The organism is Sphaerospermopsis sp. FACHB-1094 (assembly GCF_014696195.1).
Taxonomy (GTDB): domain Bacteria; phylum Cyanobacteriota; class Cyanobacteriia; order Cyanobacteriales; family Nostocaceae; genus Sphaerospermopsis; species Sphaerospermopsis kisseleviana.
The window spans coordinates 67,810-85,313 of record NZ_JACJPT010000013.1 but is presented as its reverse complement, the minus strand read 5'-3'; the positions used below and the strand labels follow the sequence as shown (position 1 = coordinate 85,313).

The 17,504-nt window shown below is 34.0% G+C and carries 25 protein-coding genes and 1 pseudogene; 10 read left to right on the top strand and 16 right to left on the bottom strand.

The annotated features are described in order from the left end of the window. The first annotated feature begins 212 nt into the window (after positions 1 to 212). The 5 genes from H6F47_RS06215 (at position 213) to H6F47_RS06195 (ending at position 5,051) form a co-directional block, all read left to right on the top strand. Positions 213 to 1,112: an alpha/beta hydrolase gene (locus H6F47_RS06215; RefSeq protein ID WP_137669226.1), complete on the top strand. Its 900-nt coding sequence runs from the start codon at positions 213 to 215 to the stop codon at positions 1,110 to 1,112. Between the two features lie 165 nt (positions 1,113 to 1,277). Beyond that, on the top strand, positions 1,278 to 2,249 hold the full coding sequence (locus H6F47_RS06210; RefSeq protein WP_096565609.1) for a GTP-binding protein: 972 nt from the start codon (positions 1,278 to 1,280) through the stop codon (positions 2,247 to 2,249). A gap of 123 nt (positions 2,250 to 2,372) precedes the next feature. Then, entirely contained in the window at positions 2,373 to 3,413 is a 1,041-nt protein-coding gene (locus H6F47_RS06205) for a WD40 repeat domain-containing protein (RefSeq protein ID WP_190648073.1), read from the top strand. Positions 3,414 to 3,460: 47 nt separating this feature from the next. Then, positions 3,461 to 3,748 (top strand): hypothetical protein, encoded by a 288-nt coding sequence (locus tag H6F47_RS06200; protein ID WP_096565605.1) that lies wholly within the window; start codon positions 3,461 to 3,463, stop codon positions 3,746 to 3,748. Positions 3,749 to 4,052: 304 nt separating this feature from the next. Beyond that, complete coding sequence (locus H6F47_RS06195; RefSeq protein WP_190648071.1) at positions 4,053 to 5,051, top strand: zinc ABC transporter substrate-binding protein; 999 nt, start codon at positions 4,053 to 4,055, stop codon at positions 5,049 to 5,051. Here the strand turns inward: H6F47_RS06195 and H6F47_RS06190 are convergent. The 3 genes from H6F47_RS06190 to H6F47_RS06180 all read right to left on the bottom strand — a co-directional run bounded on the left by H6F47_RS06190 (position 5,022) and on the right by H6F47_RS06180 (position 7,968). Further along, on the bottom strand, positions 5,022 to 5,177 hold the full coding sequence (locus tag H6F47_RS06190) for a hypothetical protein (RefSeq protein WP_190648069.1): 156 nt from the start codon (positions 5,175 to 5,177) through the stop codon (positions 5,022 to 5,024). The genes H6F47_RS06195 and H6F47_RS06190 overlap by 30 nt on opposite strands. A gap of 75 nt (positions 5,178 to 5,252) precedes the next feature. Next, positions 5,253 to 6,617 carry a cytochrome P450 gene (locus H6F47_RS06185; protein WP_096565601.1) on the bottom strand — a complete coding sequence of 455 codons (1,365 nt, stop codon included), beginning with the start codon at positions 6,615 to 6,617 and terminating at the stop codon, positions 5,253 to 5,255. Between the two features lie 226 nt (positions 6,618 to 6,843). Then, positions 6,844 to 7,968 carry a saccharopine dehydrogenase NADP-binding domain-containing protein gene (locus H6F47_RS06180; protein WP_137669339.1) on the bottom strand — a complete coding sequence of 375 codons (1,125 nt, stop codon included), beginning with the start codon at positions 7,966 to 7,968 and terminating at the stop codon, positions 6,844 to 6,846. Positions 7,969 to 8,184: 216 nt separating this feature from the next. On the opposite strand from H6F47_RS06180, the gene H6F47_RS06175 reads away from it, so the two are divergent. Beyond that, positions 8,185 to 8,388 (top strand): HigA family addiction module antitoxin, encoded by a 204-nt coding sequence (locus tag H6F47_RS06175; protein ID WP_137669338.1) that lies wholly within the window; start codon positions 8,185 to 8,187, stop codon positions 8,386 to 8,388. Between the two features lie 13 nt (positions 8,389 to 8,401). Here H6F47_RS06175 and H6F47_RS06170 read toward each other — a convergent pair whose 3' ends face one another. From H6F47_RS06170 to H6F47_RS06135, 8 genes are all read right to left on the bottom strand, one after another. Continuing rightward, a complete protein-coding gene (locus tag H6F47_RS06170) occupies positions 8,402 to 8,995 on the bottom strand; it encodes a Uma2 family endonuclease (RefSeq protein ID WP_137669337.1) in 594 nt (197 codons plus the stop codon). A gap of 208 nt (positions 8,996 to 9,203) precedes the next feature. Next, entirely contained in the window at positions 9,204 to 9,521 is a 318-nt protein-coding gene (locus H6F47_RS06165; protein WP_242027343.1) for a PIN domain-containing protein, read from the bottom strand. Next, the gene (locus H6F47_RS06160) at positions 9,508 to 9,762 is read right to left on the bottom strand and encodes a DUF2281 domain-containing protein (RefSeq protein WP_190347080.1); all 255 of its coding nucleotides are present in this window, start codon (positions 9,760 to 9,762) and stop codon (positions 9,508 to 9,510) included. Before H6F47_RS06160 ends, H6F47_RS06165 begins: the two co-directional genes overlap by 14 nt. Positions 9,763 to 10,015: 253 nt before the next feature. After that, the gene (locus H6F47_RS06155; RefSeq protein WP_187040664.1) at positions 10,016 to 10,234 is read right to left on the bottom strand and encodes a type II toxin-antitoxin system HicA family toxin; all 219 of its coding nucleotides are present in this window, start codon (positions 10,232 to 10,234) and stop codon (positions 10,016 to 10,018) included. Continuing rightward, the gene (locus H6F47_RS06150; RefSeq protein WP_137669294.1) at positions 10,235 to 10,453 is read right to left on the bottom strand and encodes a type II toxin-antitoxin system HicB family antitoxin; all 219 of its coding nucleotides are present in this window, start codon (positions 10,451 to 10,453) and stop codon (positions 10,235 to 10,237) included. Between the two features lie 75 nt (positions 10,454 to 10,528). After that, entirely contained in the window at positions 10,529 to 10,876 is a 348-nt protein-coding gene (locus H6F47_RS06145; RefSeq protein ID WP_137669293.1) for a type II toxin-antitoxin system PemK/MazF family toxin, read from the bottom strand. Next, positions 10,855 to 11,079 (bottom strand): ribbon-helix-helix domain-containing protein, encoded by a 225-nt coding sequence (locus tag H6F47_RS06140; protein ID WP_137669292.1) that lies wholly within the window; start codon positions 11,077 to 11,079, stop codon positions 10,855 to 10,857. The genes H6F47_RS06145 and H6F47_RS06140 overlap by 22 nt, the downstream gene beginning before the upstream one ends. A gap of 149 nt (positions 11,080 to 11,228) precedes the next feature. After that, positions 11,229 to 11,438, bottom strand: a complete 210-nt coding sequence (locus tag H6F47_RS06135) for a YgiT-type zinc finger protein (RefSeq protein WP_096565597.1) — start codon at positions 11,436 to 11,438, stop codon at positions 11,229 to 11,231. Between the two features lie 294 nt (positions 11,439 to 11,732). On the opposite strand from H6F47_RS06135, the gene H6F47_RS06125 reads away from it, so the two are divergent. After that, positions 11,733 to 11,999 (top strand): prevent-host-death family protein, encoded by a 267-nt coding sequence (locus H6F47_RS06125; protein WP_190347074.1) that lies wholly within the window; start codon positions 11,733 to 11,735, stop codon positions 11,997 to 11,999. Positions 12,000 to 12,102: 103 nt separating this feature from the next. On the opposite strand, the gene H6F47_RS06120 is transcribed toward H6F47_RS06125, so the two are convergent. Both H6F47_RS06120 and H6F47_RS06115 read right to left on the bottom strand, forming a co-directional pair. Further along, the gene (locus H6F47_RS06120) at positions 12,103 to 12,450 is read right to left on the bottom strand and encodes a hypothetical protein (RefSeq protein ID WP_096565593.1); all 348 of its coding nucleotides are present in this window, start codon (positions 12,448 to 12,450) and stop codon (positions 12,103 to 12,105) included. Between the two features lie 23 nt (positions 12,451 to 12,473). Beyond that, positions 12,474 to 12,842: a papain fold toxin domain-containing protein gene (locus tag H6F47_RS06115; protein WP_190648067.1), complete on the bottom strand. Its 369-nt coding sequence runs from the start codon at positions 12,840 to 12,842 to the stop codon at positions 12,474 to 12,476. Between the two features lie 529 nt (positions 12,843 to 13,371). Between H6F47_RS06115 and H6F47_RS06110 the strand changes: the two genes are divergently transcribed. Together H6F47_RS06110 and H6F47_RS06105 are read left to right on the top strand one after the other, a co-directional pair. Continuing rightward, entirely contained in the window at positions 13,372 to 14,307 is a 936-nt protein-coding gene (locus H6F47_RS06110; RefSeq protein WP_190648065.1) for a hypothetical protein, read from the top strand. Next, on the top strand, positions 14,298 to 15,860 hold the full coding sequence (locus tag H6F47_RS06105) for an N-6 DNA methylase (protein ID WP_190648063.1): 1,563 nt from the start codon (positions 14,298 to 14,300) through the stop codon (positions 15,858 to 15,860). Before H6F47_RS06110 ends, H6F47_RS06105 begins: the two co-directional genes overlap by 10 nt. A 9-nt stretch (positions 15,861 to 15,869) precedes the next feature. Here H6F47_RS06105 and H6F47_RS06100 read toward each other — a convergent pair. Further along, positions 15,870 to 16,104, bottom strand: a pseudogene (locus H6F47_RS06100) (type II toxin-antitoxin system ParD family antitoxin). 225 nt (positions 16,105 to 16,329) lie between these two features. Here H6F47_RS06100 and H6F47_RS06095 point away from each other — a divergent pair. Then, positions 16,330 to 16,746, top strand: coding sequence for a hypothetical protein (locus tag H6F47_RS06095; protein WP_190648060.1), 417 nt, complete (start codon positions 16,330 to 16,332; stop codon positions 16,744 to 16,746). A 20-nt stretch (positions 16,747 to 16,766) separates the two neighbouring features. On the opposite strand, the gene H6F47_RS06090 is transcribed toward H6F47_RS06095, so the two are convergent. Next, the gene (locus tag H6F47_RS06090) at positions 16,767 to 17,075 is read right to left on the bottom strand and encodes a hypothetical protein (protein ID WP_190648059.1); all 309 of its coding nucleotides are present in this window, start codon (positions 17,073 to 17,075) and stop codon (positions 16,767 to 16,769) included. Positions 17,076 to 17,310: 235 nt separating this feature from the next. Then, on the bottom strand, positions 17,311 to 17,493 hold the full coding sequence (locus H6F47_RS06085; protein WP_190648088.1) for a hypothetical protein: 183 nt from the start codon (positions 17,491 to 17,493) through the stop codon (positions 17,311 to 17,313). Positions 17,494 to 17,504: the final 11 nt, after the last annotated feature.

The following is a 17,504-nucleotide window of genomic DNA, read 5'->3' as shown; positions in this document are numbered from 1 at the left end:
TGTGGCTTTGAGATTGACAGAGATTTAAACGCTGCGATTAATTTAAAACAAGAAGCGGTCAGATTGATCGTGTTAGCCTGTGGACTAGATAGTGCCGACACTGCTAGGGTGAAACAGGAAGAAAAAGCCAACTTTTGTTAGCATTAGTTAGCTTTTTTGTATCGGAGAAAATAACCAATTACCAATTACCAATTACCAATTACCAATCACCAATGACGACTTTATCTACTACTGGTGTATTTGCTGGTGAAGTTAAAGAATTTCCCTGGAATTGGCAAAATCAGCCGTTGCGGGTGGTTTATGAAACCATAGGGGAGGGTTCACCACTTTTATTACTTCCTGCTTTTAGTAGCGTTTCCACACGGGGAGAAGTGGGAGAACTTGCCAAGTTACTCTCTACCCATTTTCAGGTTACTGCTATTGACTGGCCGGGTTTTGGTGAAAGTTCACGCTTGAGTTTAGATTACAATCCCGCCATATATGAGCAATTTTTAGCAGATTTTGTGAAATCTGTTTTTAATACTCCAATTATTGTGGTTGCTGCTGGTCATGCTACTGGTTATGTATTAAAGCTGGCATTTAAACAACCAGAAGCTATTTCTAAAATTGTCTTGTTAGCACCGACTTGGCGCGGACCCTTGCCAACAATGGGGGCAAATGCCAATATAGCTGCTATGGTGCGGGGGATGGTGCGATCGCCTATTTTCGGTCAAGCACTCTACAAGCTAAACACTACCCCATCCTTTTTAAGTTGGATGTATCGCCGTCACGTTTTCACTGATACAACTAAACTTACACCCGAATTTATCGCCGAAAAATGGCAAACCACCCAACAACCAAATGCCAGATTTGCATCTGCGGCCTTTGTCACTGGCAACATTGATACTATTCACAGTCAAGCGGAATTTTTATCCTTGGTTGAGTCCGTAAACGTTCCCATCATTGCATTTATAGGCGCGTCTAGTCCACCAAAATCACGGCAAGAAATGGACGCTTTAGCAAAGTTACCAAAAATTACCAGCGTGATTATTCCTGGTACTTTGGGACTTCATGAGGAATATCCAGCAATTGTTTTTGATGCAATACTGCCATTTTTAACCAATATGTGTTAAACAGAGAATGATTCTCAATGACTGTCAGGAGTCAGGAGTCAGAATATTTGGGTTAACTGCTAGATGGCAAACAAGAATTTTTGACATAAGTGTTAAAAAGCTGACTCCTAACTGTTGATAGCCAACGAACCAATCATCAAATTATCTAAAAATTGCCTTAAAATTATGATGACTTCAGAAATAGCAAATACCGTACCCGTAACCGTTTTAACTGGCTATTTAGGTGCGGGAAAAACTACCCTCCTCAACCATATTCTCACCTACCAACATGGTAAAAAAGTAGCAGTTATCGTCAATGAATTTGGGGAAGTAGGCATTGATAATCAATTAGTAATTGATGCAGATGAAGAAATATTTGAAATGAACAATGGCTGTATTTGTTGTACAGTGCGTGGTGATTTAATCCGCATCATTGGTAATTTGATGAAACGCCGGGATAAATTTGATCATTTAGTAATTGAAACCACCGGATTAGCCGATCCTGCACCTGTGATTCAGACATTCTTTGTTGATGAAGATATGCAGAGTCAACTATCACTAGATGCAGTAGTTACAGTGGTAGATGCCAAACATATTTGGCAACATTGGGAAGCAGACGAAGCCCAAGAACAAATTGCTTTTGCTGATGTGATTTTATTAAATAAAACTGATTTAGTCACACCAGAAATTTTAGAGGAATTAGAAAAACGCATTCGTTCAATGAATGCAATGGCGAAAATTTACCGCACCCGAAATTCTGAATTATCAATGGATGCTTTATTGGGGGTAAATGCCTTTGATTTAGAACGCGCTTTAGAAATTGATCCTAACTTCTTAGGTGAAGATGCCCATGAACATGATGAAAGTGTTTATTCTATAGCTTTAGTAGAATCAGGTGCAATAGATGGGGAAAAATTAAATGCTTGGATGTCAGAATTACTTAGCACCAAAGGAACTGATATTTTCCGCATGAAAGGCATTTTAAACATTGCTGGTGAAGATAACCGCTTTGTTTTCCAAGGTGTACACATGATTTTTGATGGTAAAGCAGATAGACCTTGGAAAGAGAATGAAACCAGAAAAAATGAACTTGTTTTTATTGGACGTAATTTAGATGAAGCCAAGTTAAAACAAGATTTTCTGGCTTGTATTGTTTAGAAAGTCAGGATTTGTAGAAAGTCAGGATTCGTAGGGGTTTAGCAGTGCTAAACCCTGATAATAGAGATGGTGAGAAAAAGACTTTTCCCAATCACCAATCACCAGTCACCAATTACCTAATATATGAATTTTACAACTAACAAACCTCAACAATTTACAACCTACTATTCAGGTCATTTTGCAGATTATATCACCTCTCTAAATTGGTCATCCACAGGTGAAAAACTGGCTGTAATATCTGCTGCGGGAGAAGTTTTAATCTGGGAAAATTGCGAAATTACTCACTTACAAACAACTACAGGTAAATCAATAGACTGTGTAGCTTTTTCCTCTGATGGTAAATATTTAGCCGTGGGTGGACAAGATGGAAAAGTAAAGATTTGGCGAGAAAATCAATTAATTAAAACCTTAGAAAATGCCCCTGCTTGGGTTGATAAATTAGCTTGGAATCATACTAATAATCTATTAGCTTTTAGTTTAGGGCGTTATGTGCAAGTTTGGGATGTAGAAACAGAAGAAATTGTTGTCACTCTTAACTTTGAAAATTCATCAATTTTAGGAATTGATTGGCGTAAAGATGGAAAATATTTAGCTATTAGTGGTTATAAAGGAGTGAAAATTTGGAATAGTGAAGATTGGGATGATGAACCGTATATTTTAGCTATGGGTACAGTTAGTGTAGCAATGGCTTGGTCACCTAATGGTAAATATTTAGCGTCAGGAAATATGGATCGTAGCGTCACCGTTTTAGAATGGGAAAATCCTGATCCTTGGGTTATGCGTGGTTTTCCAGGTAAAATTCGTCAGTTAGCTTGGTCAGAAATTACAACTGCTACAGGTGCGCCGCTTTTAGCTGCTTCCAGTGTGGAAGGTGTGGTAGTTTGGGAAAAATCAGCGGATGAATCTTTAGGTTGGGAAGCGCGAATTTTAACCAATCATGTGGATATAATTAATGCGATCGCCTATGCACCCCAAAGTTATATACTTGCTTCTGCTGGTGCTGATGGGTGGTTATGTTTATGGAACGAGAATTTTGAAGTATCGCAAATTCTCACAGGTGTACGTGGTGGTTTTTCTACTTTAGCTTGGCATCCCCAAGGTAAATTTTTAGCCGCTGGTGGGGAACAAGGAGAGCTACTAATTTGGTCAAAAACTAATGACTAATGTTGAATAATTGGTTATGCTGTATCAGCAGCCTTTAAGGGTGAACTATGAACATAACTAAAAACATAACTAAACTGATTTTTCTGGCTTGTCATCTGTTTTTAGCATCTTTGTTTTTGCTAGTAAGTCCAGCACAAGCATCTACTAGATGGAAGACTGTAGCTACTTCTGATCAGATTGTAGCGGCATCTGTACAACCAATTCCCGAATTAACAAAACCCATTTTCAAACAACAAAACCAGCAAATTTTAAATAATATTGGTTGCAGTTGTAGTGCTTGTGTTCAATCTAATTTTCATAAGTTGCAAGGTAAATTACCTAGTGCTGACTTTTAATCAAGTTAGCAATTATGAAACCAAATTCCGGCACAGTATTACTCATTTCTGTGCCTTTACTACTTGATTAATTTAGCTCTTAAAACACCACAATATTTTTTGGAGCATCCCAACTTTGAAAAAATAACCCCAGCAACACTAAAAAATCTCTTAAAACCTCTTACCTTTGTGTCCTTTGCGCCCTTTGTGGTTCAATCATATCAGGATCTGGGAGCGTTTTATTTCGTTAGATCAACATAAATTTACACATTTGGAATGCTCCCTATTTTTTGATTTAAATTTAATTTAGAAATAGCAGTTATTTATGACAAAAAAAATCATATACAAGAATTTATTAAATATTGCCTTATTGGTGATTTCCCTGGGATTTTCTGGTTGCAACAATCGCAATTTCAATACCAGATATATTCAGTATAATCAGACGCAAAATATTAACAAAAATCTTCCTCAAGTAGTGGCAACTACCAGTGTATTATGTGATTTAACTAAACAAGTTGCGGGAGAAACAATAAACTTGACTTGTTTAATTCCTCCTGGTTTAAATCCGAGTATTTATGAACCGACATCAGAAGATATTCAAGCCATTGAACAAGCTAAACTTATTTTATATCATGGTTATAATTTTGAACCAATTTTAATTAAAGTTATTCAAAATGCTCAAAATAATGCACCCAAAATAGCAGTTGCTCAACGTGCTGTCACCACACCTGAAAGATTACGTAAAAATGCTAAAAGTTTCACTGAACCACATATTTGGCATGATGTGAAAAATACTATTAAAATGGCAGAAGTAGTTAATAGTAATTTAAGTAAAATATTACCTCAACATCGAAAAGAATATAGTAGCAATACCAGTAAATTAACCCAAGAATTAAACAAACTAAACAACTGGGTTCAGTCCACACTTGACACTATTCCTGATAAAAATCGCAAATTGCTAACAACCCACGAAGCCATGATTTATTATGTCAAAGCTTATGGTTTTCCCTATAAAGGTAGTTTAGCAGATATTAGGAATGAAGATAATTTAACAGATACAAAAGTGAAAAATTTAGCCCAATATATTCAAAAAACAAAAGCACCAACAGTTTTTGCAGATACAACAATTAATCTTATGTCACTTCAACCTATTACCAGTAAAGCAAATGTGAAACTTTTTGATAGACAACTTTATATTGATGGACTAGGTAAACCTGGTAGTGATGGAGAAACCTATCAAAAAATGATAGATGCAAATACCCGCAGTATTGTTGAAGGATTGGGAGGTACTTATTTAAAATTTAAGCCGAATATTGGTAAGTAAATTGGTGACTGGTGACTGGTGACTGGTGACTGGTGACTGGTGACTGGTGACTGGTGACTGGTGACTGGTGACTGGTGACTGGTGACTGGTGACTGGGTAATCAATTTTATTTTTTCCAATTACCAATTACCAATTACCAATTACCAATTACCAATTACCAATTACCAATTACCAATTACCAATTACCAATTACCAATATAACTAAACTCCCGCAGTAGTTTTTACCCTTTCTCTTTTTCCTTTTGCCACTAACCATTTACCACCAGAAGGGGCTGAGGTGACACCACGACGCACGGGTTTAACAGGAATGTTGTTCACTAATTGAAAATCTAATTGTGAAAGAATTGTGGCTAAAACTAGCTTCATTTCAAATAGTGCAAATGACATTCCTAAACATTTACGATTTCCACCACCAAAGGGTAAATATTCATAGGGTGCAAATTGTTTTTCTAAAAATCTTTCTGGTTTAAATTTCTCTGGTTCGGGATATAAATCTGGGCGGCGATGGGTTGAATATATGCAGCCTACTAACCATGAACCTGGGGGAAATTCATAACCCATGATTTCTATTGGTGATTTAACAATTCTCGGTAAGGTAATCATGGCAATGGGATAAATGCGGAGAGTTTCGTTACAAACTGCAGTTAAATAAGGTAGGCGAAAAATTTCGTTTTTATCTGTATTTTCATCTATGTTATTTAACTCTTGTAACAGGTTTTCTCGCACTTCTGGTAAATGATGAATCCAATATAATGCCCATGTAATTGCGGAAGCTGTGGTTTCATGACCTGCTACTAACAAAGTCATTAATTCATCTCGCAATTCTACATCGGTCATGGCTTCACCATTTTCATCTCGCGCTGACATCATCAAAGAAAGAATATCAGTTCGATTTGGATCAGGATGATCTCTGCGTTCTTGAATTTCTGCATATAATAATTGATCAATTTTTTCCCTTTGTCGTAAAAAATAACCCCAGGGACTCCATTCTCCTAAATCTACTTGTAGTGCTGGGAAAAAATTAACGGCTGCTCGTAGGGGAGTATCACCGAAATTCAAAAGTGAACAAAGCAGCTTTTCTAATTCTCTAAATCTTTCTCCTTCACAGATGCCAAATACTGTATGTAAAATAACTTTTAGAGAAATTTCTTGGATTGATTCTCTGACAGAAAATGGTGTACCTATTTGCCATTTGTTGATCACTTCTTTGGTAATATCAGTGATAGTTTTACCATAGGCTTTCATGCGATCGCCATAAAATGGTGGTGTTAATAATCGCCGTTGACGTTGGTGTTCTGTTCCACTCAGCAACAATAAAGATTTTTCACCCAAAAAAGATTTTAAAAGTTGTGAACCTCTAGCATCTAATTTTTCTAGAGAAGCTGCAAAAAGTTCTTGAATTGCTTGGGGATGACTAATAAATATAATTGGTTCTTTACCAAGAATATATGTCTGGAAAAAATCACCATAATCTTTGGCATTTTTTTCCATAAATCCCCAAGGGTTGAATAACCATTGGAAGCGTTGGATAAATTGGGGAGTTGTCAGAGTAGGTAAGCTGGGCATAATACAAAAGATTAAAAATGATTTCTTACTAGATTAACAAATATAACCATAAATGCCAAATATGTATAAAAAATCTATCTTGAGGTTATTTCTACCTATTTATATTGATGAGTTTGAATAGTTTTAATATCAGGAGTCAGAATTCAGGATTCAGAAGTTATTAATGTTGACTTTTGACTTAATTTATCTCCCCATCTCCGTCATCTCCTCTGTTACCTGATCCTTCCTATTCTCTCCTATGTATTGTTACCCAATGAGAACCAATTTGTATTTTTCTTTCTTCCATTATTTGTTTAAATAAATCTGTAGTTAATGCTGCTTCTACAGGTAAAACTCCGGGGTGTTTCAATTTACCTTCTAATAATAATTTGGCAATACTACCAGTACCTAAACCAGAAGCAATGGCTGTATTTTCATGGATTAATGTAGAAACATAAGCTGCTGTTTTACTATCTTTTTTTCCTGTGACTTCTGCGCGTACTGCTACACCAATTCCAGTAAAGATATTAGTAAAATCGGTCATGCGATGACTAACATGAGATAAAAATTCAATGGTTTCTTTCTTCTGTATTAACCATTTAGGAAAAATATGGGCGGTTATCCAAGTGAGATGGTTATAAAAATCAGGAACTGAACCAAATTTAGTAATTACAGTTTTGACAGTGGGGAAAGAATGGGGTAAGGTGATAGTTTCTGGCATATCAAACCAGTAAACTCCATTGCGTTTGTAGGGTAGGGAAAAATTTATTTCTTCCCTATCAGTATAGGGTTTAATTAACTGCCATTTGCCATTAATCCAAGCATTAAAAGAATGTTGTAAACCTAAAAAAGTGGTTCGCATGACTGTAACACCAGCACCACCAGAACCAGATACTAAATAACTTAAATGTATTTTTTCTGGTAAATCAAATTGTTCGATTCCTTGACGGACTAAACTGTTAGAAATACCAGGGAAAATACCCGTGTTAATAATTGCGGTGACACCAGCATTAACAGCTTTTTCATGTAATTTTAGGGCTTTTTGGGTGTAGGAACGGTGATCACTAACATCAAGATAATTGACACCTTGATCAATGCAAATTTCTAAAACTTGGGTATCTCGATAGTGAAATGGTCCTGCACAGTGGATAACGAGGTGAGAGTTGGCGATCGCCTCTTGTAATTTTTCCACCTCACTCAAATCTAAAATCAGAAATTGCTCTCTTCCTCCCGAAGACAAGCTGACACCCTTTCCCGTCTCTGGGGAACGTCCAGTGATGGTAATATTTGCCTGGGTGTGGCTGAGAATATCATTAGCAACTGCGCTACCAATGCGTCCCCTTCCACCTAGTATTAATACACGATCTGTCATGATTACAGTTTAGACAACATTATGACAACATTATGACAACATTATTTTTATTTCACCAGATTTGTGTCCCCTTTGTCATCAGTTGTAAGTATGATAAGAATATTAGGGTTCAGAAATGCTAAACCCCTAACCCAAGGAAATCTTCATACTGTTGATGACGGGTATTTTCTGGGGAGCATCCCAATGAAAGCATGAAGGCAAAAATAACCTTTAAATATGACGGTGACAGAATTGGCTAATATTTTGGGTGTGTCTCGCAAAACGGTTTCAGAAATTGTGAATGAACGTGCAAGTGTAACACCTAATATTGCTTTGCGGTTAGCAAGTGCTTTTCAAACTACGCCGGAACTGAGGAAGAGATTTGATGTTTATATCATTATTATAATTATTGTTGGGTTTCCTTGCGTCAACCCAACCTAAAAACTACTACAAACTACTGTTTAAGACCTTTAATAAATTCTGTTCTCGCATCAATAATGGAAGGCATGAAAACACAATTTACTAACAAATCTATATCTAAATCTGGTAATAATTCACTTTGATTAATTTGCTCATAGTTATTATTTTTCAGATGATAGAGAGATAATTGATCATTTTCCCAAAACCAGACTTCGGTAATATTAAACCTTTTATATTTTTCCAGTTTATCAATACTACCACTGGTAATATTCACCTCAATTGCTAAATCTGGATTGGATTTTTTTTCTCCGATATAATAAGATTCATCAGGTTCAAAGGAAGCATTCTTTTCTTTTGCGCGACGAGTAGCACTACCGACTGGGATAAAGTTTATCCCTGTTTCAAAGAGATATGCTTCTATCAAAATAGCGATAATTTTTTTGATATTTTCGTGTTGTTCACCAAGTGTCATAAATTCTATGCACCCATCAAGATAAGTTATCCGCAAGTTTCCAGCATCTGCGGTTAAGGTTTCTATGATTTCAAATTCCTTCCAGGTGTAATAACCAGGTAGAAGAAATCGCTGTTCGCAAATTGTGGTGGTTTTGTCTAAGGTTTGGATAGTCATAGTAAATTTATGTTTATGACTTTATTTTTGATTATAACTCATGGTTAAGAAACCTAGTTAGTTATTAAATCTTTTTTAAACTGCAAACATCACTATCTTACTATAAATTAGCTCAAAACAGCAAATTTTCAAAAGGATAACTTTGCTTCCAACGATAGGTATTAAAGTCCCGTTGATCTACTGAAAAAATGCGCCCATGTCCTAAATATTATGCTAAAATTACTAAGGAAGCATCAGCTAAATCCATTGGTAAATTAGCATATTGTTCCATTAGCTGAATAATTCGCGGAGTATGGTGAGGTCCTAAATTAAAGACTGTAAATAATTCTTGTTGCAGACTGTTTAAAAAAGTAATTTGTGCTTGAAATCCTTTGCGAGTTAGGAAAAGATAACAGGTTTCTGTGACAACATACCATGTTGTAATTAAAGGTTCATTGCATTTTTTTAAAGCCTGTTTTGCTCTTTCATGGTAGGTGTCTGTTTGGTCAATGAGAGCTAACCAAAATCCTGTATCAACGATTATCATATTTATTTGGTAGTGTATTAGATAAAACTTCTTTATAGGTGGTTGATAAATTTTCTTCCACAGCACAACAACCAATTAATCCAATTTCATCAAATTTCTCATAGATGGTTTTTTCTTGATGATGATTTCCTGGTTGTGGATAACGTTTTTTTAATATCTGAATAAAATCAAGTAGTAAGATTTGTGCTTCTTCGGGTAAGCTGTTAATTTCTTGAGATATTTCTGCAAGTTTGATATCCATAGTTACTGCCTGTTTTTGAATTATGTTATTACTATAATAATGTATTTTCTGATTCTAAGCTAATTACACCTATTAAACTTTGAGTCCAGGGGTCAAGTTCGTTCTTGCAATTGTTGTAATTCAATCATAATTATTGTTGTTAACTTTATTATTCCTATTTTAACAGATGCTTAGATAATGCTTATTTCTGTTCTATATAGCTGGTGATGTTGGGTTTCCTTGCGTTAACCCAACCTACTCACTAGATATTAGTCTACTTATATTCTAAAAATTCATCTACGGTAATTCCTGCTTGTCTAATTAAACTTCTCAATAAACCTGGTGCTAGTTCTTTATGATTAGGAACTGATAAAATAGGTTTTGATTCGTGCCAAAGTATGATATGACTTCCGGTTTGATGGTCTACAACATAGCCCAGTTTTTCAAAGATTTTGACTGCTTGTTTACCGGAGATATTTGATAAACGTCCCATTTATACTAATACTTCTCCTACAAAAGATTGAGATTCTTTTGGTACATAGGGTTTACCATGTTTTTCTAATACATGAAGATAGCCTTTTATAGCATCTTTGATATTTGTAATTGCTTCATCTAAGGTTTTACCTTGACTGACGCAACCAGGAAGTTCTGGTACTTCAGCAATGTAACCTTCGTATTCTGAATCATAGGTGAATATTACTTGAAATTTCATAGCGGTTTTTTTGGGAGGTCTTTTTTTAATTTAATAGTTGGGTTTTCTTGCGTCAACCTAACCTACTTACTACAATTAACTATTATTTAAACTCAGGTATCGCCGCAAAATATTTTGCGCTTTTTCTAATAATTCTGCTTCTAATTCTCCTAATTGTTGCGTTAAACGAACTTTATCAAAAGTCATCGGTTCAACACATATCAAAAGACTATCTACAGAAAGTCCGTTTTGTGCTGATGCAGGTACTTCTACTACTGCTGGTGAAATACGGGGGTTATTAGGTTTTGCAGAAGTAAAAGGTAAAACTGTGACTTTGCTGCGTTGGTTGTTAAACAAAGTTCCAGAAATTATCAGTGCTGGACGAGTTTTTTGAATTTCTGTACCTACCGATGGGTCAAATGTTACGATCCAGATGCTTCCCATTCGGTAATCGCTATGTTTTGCCATTCACTTTCCCAACCTAATTCTAATTCATCAACCAAGGCGCAAGCTGCCGCTAGTGCTTCATTTTGTTGTTTTTCTTGCCATTGTTTCAAGAGACTTTCAATTAATGCACTACGGTTATCAACTTTTTGGTCAATGTAATTTAGTAGTTCATCTGGCAATGAAATTGAGATTTTAGCCATATCCTAACCAGGGTAATACTATTAGTAGTATAGCTGATTTTGATATTTTTAGTGTTTATAACTTTTTAATTCATGTTATTTAGTAATGGTTGGTTAGTTTGGGTAATGTTGGGTTTATTTGTGTCAACCCAACCTAATAACTAACGTAATTATGAACTTACTAAAACTTCTGTTTCTCGGTCTAAAACTGTCAGTGCTTCTTGAATTAATTCAACTTCACGAGCTTCAAAAAGTGATTCACCGCACTGCTCACAAACCCATGCAGGAATGGCATCCCAAGAGATATGATAGCCTTTTCTATCAATAGTAAAAGGGGCTGTTCCTCGGTGCATTTTACCTTTACAATATAAGCATTCCATTTTAAATTCTCCTCCTAAAATCAGATGACCATTGTGTTGGTTCGGGAATGTAAGCGGTGATAATTGCTAGATATTCGTTTTTGGGTGAACAAACTACATGAATTGCTCGGTTATTGTCTCCAAAACCTAATAATTCCTGATAGTTGGTGATGGTTGGGTGGTTTGGGTGATGTTGGGTTTTCTTGTGTCAACCTAACTTACTTACTTTAGTTGTAATAAAAACAATTAACTTATCCATATAAAACATGAAAATAATTGCTATAATAAAAATATCAATCAGATTTATTAACTGTAATGACTATCAAAGAATTACTGTTACAAGAAATTGACAACACACCCAGCGAACTTTTAGAAGATGTGCTTGGTTTTTTGCAATCACTCAAAACAGCACCACAAAAACCCCCAGTTTCCTATCAAGAATTGTTAGAAAGAATAGATTACTTAGAAACAATAGTAGGTATTCGTAAAGGATTAGATGAATTTGAGCGCGGTGAAGGGATTCCTGCGGATCAAGCTTTGGCAACCTTACAAACAAAATATAATATTCCTCCTCGCTCATGAATTATCAAGTTATTATTCAACCTACTGCATTTCAAGAAATTGAAAACTCCTATCGTTGGATGTGTGATAATTTGAGTGCTGAAGTACCAAATAATTGGTATTATCAACTTGAAGATGCTACTTCATTAATTTTTGCTGTTTCATGATTTTTCTGTTGTTGACTAAATTCTTCAAACAAGGTAAAAAATCTATCTACTGCGCTTTTTTCATCGGCTGAATGGAAAAGCAAAATACTTGACCATAATTGACCTGTTTCTACATTAAATTTCTGTCTTATCCATTGTAAAAAATCTTGAAATTCGGTTTCTTCTGCTGTTAAGGGAATACCAATTTCTCGACGAGCAAAATAGTAGCCGTCTAAAAAAGATTGGAGGCTAAAAATAGAGTTTTTACCTAAATACATTGCAGGTCTTTTTTTAATTTTTTGCAGTAATTTGTAGAGATTATCCATATTTAACTCCCTAATTTTCTAGGTTAAAAGTATGTTTCTGTGATTTGAAACTCTAATCCTGCATCTAACATAGGTGAATAGAGATTCTGTATCCAGTCTAATCGCGTAATTCCTTGATGGTGGATGTTATCAACAACAATTTCCACCCCATTGATCTCAATTATAACACCTTCATGATGACCAGTAGTAGCAATCAATTCTCCAATACTATCATCATAAATTCTGCCATAAATGGGATCTTGAGAATTTGTATCTAGTTTAATATGTTTGCCATGAATACCTTGTCTAATTAAAAATTCTTTGATTGCTCTAGCGCAGGGGATACAATCAAATATTCCGTAACTTCTGGCAATTGCTATAATTTGTTGATAAATTATGTCCTCTTGATGCAAATTTGCTCCCGGTGCTAAATTTTAATAATTCTAGTATCAATTTTATTCTATCCTTGCACTGCTTGACGAATATCTTCCCAATCTTGTGCTGTCATTTCTGTTGTATTTCCAGATTTCAAACCTTCTAAAAGCATGGTTTGTAGTTGTTATTTTGCTTTGGAGTTTTTGGTTTTGTCGCACTAATTCCCGAAAATATTCACCCTTCGCTGCTGTAACCTCTTTGCGCTACTTTTCTATATAATCGCGCATGGTGTCAGGTAAGGAAATATTCATACTTTTCATAATGTGATTTATTAAATCTACTTGTTTATATTATGGCGGTTTTTGTCATGTTCTGTTATTGGTAGAAAAAACTATTCGTGATGGTTGGTGATGGTTGGGTGGTTTGGGTGATGTTGTATTAAACTCAATGAATACTTTATAGATTATATTTTTCATTATATTAAATAATATTACGGTTTCGATAAAATTAGTATGTTTTGTGGTAACTTTTTTTCAGTATTTGTATCCATTACTCAAAATTAAAATTATGACATTTGAAATAACTATAAACAACACACAAAACAAATCTAAACTATTGGCACATTTCAGGGAATTAGGAAATGAAAAACTAGCTGAAATAAGAAGAGAAATTGGAAATAAATATCCTAAAAAAATAGCTTCTCATATAAATAAAGCAATCAACAAAACTAAACATGATTTTTTACATACAATTATTGAAAATGCTGATTGTAATAACTGGAATGATCAAGATAAGATTTCTTCACTTCTTTTTACAACTTATTGCGCTCATGTAGTAATGCTTGATTTACGTCATGAAGTGAGACCTTATGACTATATGGATTTTTCTCGAAGAATTGGCGAACTTTGGGAAGATTTTGTGAGATTACCATTTTTGTACCCACCAAAAACAGCAGAATTAGCTTCTTTTGTACCACCTCTTTTTTCAGAAGTGAGAAAAAATCTAAAAAGTGAAATTAAAAAGTATATTGATACTTTGCCAATATCTGAAGCACAGAGAAATGAACTTATTAATTACTATGAAAAAGTTTGGTTATTAGTTGATTCTGGTGAGATAAGTCTTGAGCTAGATTTTCATGCTATTATTAAAGGTAAAAAATTCAATATAGATTTTAAAAGTGGATTTGGATCAAATGAGAAAGGAAATACTAACAGACTGCTTATGGTAGCAACTATTTATCGCAATTTAGAGGATGAATATAATAATGTTTTACTTGTTCGTGCTAAGGAATATCTAAATAATAATTATTTTAGGATTTTAAAAAATTCTGATGTTTGGGATGCTTATTGTGGTGATGAAGCATATCAAAAAATTGGAGATTTTACTGGATTTGATATTCAAAATTGGATTAACTTAAATATTGATTGGCAAAATGATTTATTAGTAAAAACAGTTAGTGATTTTCAGCAATCTAATTTAATGGGATATTTACAATGGCAATAGAAACAAAATCTAAAGATCAATACCAAACTTATTTTACATCAGATCAATCTTTATCTTCTTATATGGTTTCACTTTTGAAACTAGACAATCATGATAAACTACTTGAACCATCTGCTGGAGAAGGACATCTTTTAGAAGCAGCACTTCAAACGAATAAAAATATATCATCTGTTGCTTATGAATTACACCCTGAATATGCAAAAAAACTCAGATTAAAGTTTAGCCAATTTAAAAATGTAGAGATAAGAGAGCGTGACACAATTTTTTGCCCAGATTTAGACCTATGTGAATCTTTTGGTCATAAATTTACCAAAATTTTAGGTAATCCTCCCTATGGAGGTTGGCAAGAATATGAGCGTCGTACAGAATTAAAAAGAAAATATCCAGGATTTTATATTCGAGAAACTTATACTATTTTTTTGCTACGTTGTCTCAAATTGCTTGCAGAAAAAGGACAACTTGTATTTATTATTCCTGACACTTTTTTATATCTTCACAGTCATATTAATATTAGGCGTTATCTTCTAGAAGATTTTACTATTGAAAGTATAGATGTTTTTCGTTCATCTTTATTTCCTGGTATTTCCTTTGGTTATGCTGGTCTTTGTATTATTTCTATATATTCCCAAAAACCACAATCTAATCACTCGTTTGCTATCAGATTTATTGATAAAATTGCAGATTTACATTTATCGTTAAATCAAAACAATTACAAGTCTATTCTACAAAAAGATATTCTCAAGAGTGAATCTTTATCGATTCCTATATCACGTCATGATTCAGTTGTTACACAAATCTCAAGTTATGTAACTAAAATGGCTGATATTGCTGACTGTGTAACAGGTTTTTATTCAGGAAATGATAAAATATTCTTGCGTAAAGCATCAATTTCTGTTAAAGGTTCTAGCGATTATTTATTTGTTGATTCTAATACTATTGAATCTACACCTTCCACATTACAACATCCTTTACAGGGAATAGCAGGAGTTAAACATTTTATTCCTATTCTCAAAGGTGGTGGTTTTCATTTTATTAAACCTACTCAATGGTATGTAGATTGGAGTTTGGAAGCAATTCAACATTATAAAAATAATAAAAAATCAAGGTTTCAAAATTCTTCTTACTACTTTAAAACAGGAATTGGTTTTCCAATGGTAACATCTAAACGTCCTACAGCAGCATTAATTGAAGAAAGTCTTTTTGACCAATCTATAGTAGGAATTTTTCCTAAATCTTCTATTGATTTATATTTTCTATTAGCTTATTGTAATTCTCCGGTTTTTTGGGTATGTTTAAAATCTATTAATCCATCTGCTAATAATTCTGCTAAATATGTTTTAAAAACCCCTGTAATTTTACCTGAAGAAGATACTATGAAAGATATCTCTTTGAAAACTCAAGAGTTAGTATTAGAACTAAAGGAAGGTAATAAACAAGTATTATGTGAAATTTTACAACAAGAAATTATGGATTCTATTATGAAATATGTAAATAAACAGATATCTTATAAACTGGTAGATACATCTGTGATGAATATGCTTTCTCGATTGTAAACATCACTGCTAACGTACACCTTGACGAATATCTTCCCAGTCTTGTGCAGTCATTTCTGTAGCTTCTCCAGAGTTCAAACTTTCTAAAAGCAGGGTTTGTAGTTGTTCATTTGCTTTGGAGTTTTTGGTCTTGTCGTACTAATTCCCAAAAATATTCGCTGACACTGCTGTAACCACCTTGCGCGACCAGTTCTTCTACGTAAGCTCGCATGGTGTCAGGTAAGGAAATATTCATACTTTTCATGAGGTGATTTTCTGAATGTTGTTTTCTATATCATGGCGGTTTTTGTCATTTTCTGCCATTGGTGGAAAAAACTATTCGTGATTATTAGCCTGTGGAGTGCGTTAGTTTTAATTTGCGTTGGAATAAGTAGCTTTTCTGACTATATCCTTAAACAACAATACTGTTGACTACATATAAGAGATATGTTAATTTAAGCGGATTAATTATGTCGCTCTACTGATAAAAATGCTGATTAAATATGTCCAACGTTTTAATCTAATTCTATTACTGTTAATTATTAACTACGGCTGTTCTAATCCAAATTCGGAATTTGATAATAGACTCAATGAACTTTTGAATAGTAGCAAAAGTAATGAAATAAATACAAGACACAAGAAAATTTTTAATGAACTATATGGTTGGGATAAAGCCAGACAAGAAGGTATAGAATACTGCAAATTATTAACTAAAGGCTTAGATAAAGAAGAGATACGGAAAAATCATCTATGGAAAAATCAATCTCTAGCTGGTGTAGAACTAATCACTCAAGGTAAGCTTACAGCTGAACAATCAGCAGATATAGATCTTGTAATTGTAATTTTAAATATTAAGATACAACTGGCAGCAGAAAAAGCATATTGTCCAGAACATAAAGACTCTTGAGAAATTATGACATAATAGTATTAATTGTTAGCATTAAATCTTGTTTTATATTCTTGCATTATACGCTTAAAACTATCAGCATTAGCATTTGTTGGATAGTTTATAAAATTACTGAACGCATCAATTAGACTCTCAACTATATCATCAGATATTGTTGTTGGATTTTCCATAATTTTTTGTATAGATTTATGTTCCATATTTTCTCTAACTATATCAGGCGTATTGGCTTGATAACTAATCATTATGTTTTCAATCTCGTGATAACACTTATCAGATGGATCAAGTTTATATGAGCCTATAAGGATCGTAAGTTTTTCAAAGTCGTTCATACAGTTTTCTTGTTTTAAATCATGAATATCTGAATATTAATATTCTAATTATTTTAATTTAAAATATCAAATTTAATAATTAATTTATGTTTAATAATTATTCTATTCCTAATACAAGATTAGCTATTTTTGATTAATCTATTAAGCTAATCATATATATACCTTAATCAAAACTGCAAATGTACGCAATAAACACCAAATCATCCGCGTTCATCTGCGTACATCTGCGTTCTAATTAATGCACCAACTCAATAGCCCGCTTCGTTAACGCTTCCGCAGTCAACCCATTAAACGCCATCAACTCACCCGCACTTGCGGTAGTTTCCCCACGCTTCCAAGCGAAAATATCCCGCTTGCTGGTACTGCGTAACATAATAGGTTCTAACATCGCACCTGCACCATCCACAAATTCACCCATAATTCAAAAAG